We start from the raw sequence: 562 nt of genomic DNA, 5'->3' as shown, positions 1-562 counted from the left end.
GTCAGCCGAAGCCTCACCCCTAGCTGTGGGCCACGGTGTGGCGGTAGGGACCAGCATGTTGGAGTCGTCCAGCTGCACATCCGTGGAGATCGACAGGCCAGGTAGTGCAAAGCCGCCAGGCTTGACCAACGAGGGGCGGCCCACTGTCCTCGTCACTGGCACATAGGCCGATTGTTCTTCGAGTTCGGCCACGAGCTTGCGGACAGCCGTGGTATCACCCCACCAGGAGCCATTGAACTTCCGGCACCACCTGGCTAGGGCCGCTGCGTGCTCCAGGTCCTGGGGTTCCAGGGTGTAGGTCCCATCCTGGGGGCCTTCGGAGCTGTGCACCTTCAGGACGTAGGCGTGGTCCTCTTCAGACAGCAGGATCTCGGACACCTCAGCCCACCAGTTGGAGACCAGATCCTCCTTGGAGCCGTCCTCGCTGACTAGGGCATAGCCGTCCCTTGCTGCCCGTAGGTTGGTGACGTTGATGGTGGCTTGGCGTCGTCGCCCCATCAACTCAACCAGGCTAGCCACTGGGTACGAGGCCAGATCCCGACCTTCGGAGACCGGGAGGATG

Annotated in this window: 1 protein-coding gene; it reads right to left on the bottom strand. The window is 63.2% G+C overall.

The window, feature by feature from the left end; genetic code table 11:
• On the bottom strand, positions 1-498 hold a 498-nt coding region (locus GY937_00330; GenBank protein ID MCP5055152.1), incomplete at its 3' end, for a hypothetical protein.
• Between the last annotated feature and the right edge of the window lie 64 nt (positions 499-562).

This window comes from bacterium (assembly GCA_024228115.1).
GTDB lineage: Bacteria > Myxococcota_A > UBA9160 > UBA9160 > UBA6930.
Note: the sequence above shows the minus strand (reverse complement) of the source record. Positions and strands in the feature narration are given on the sequence as shown.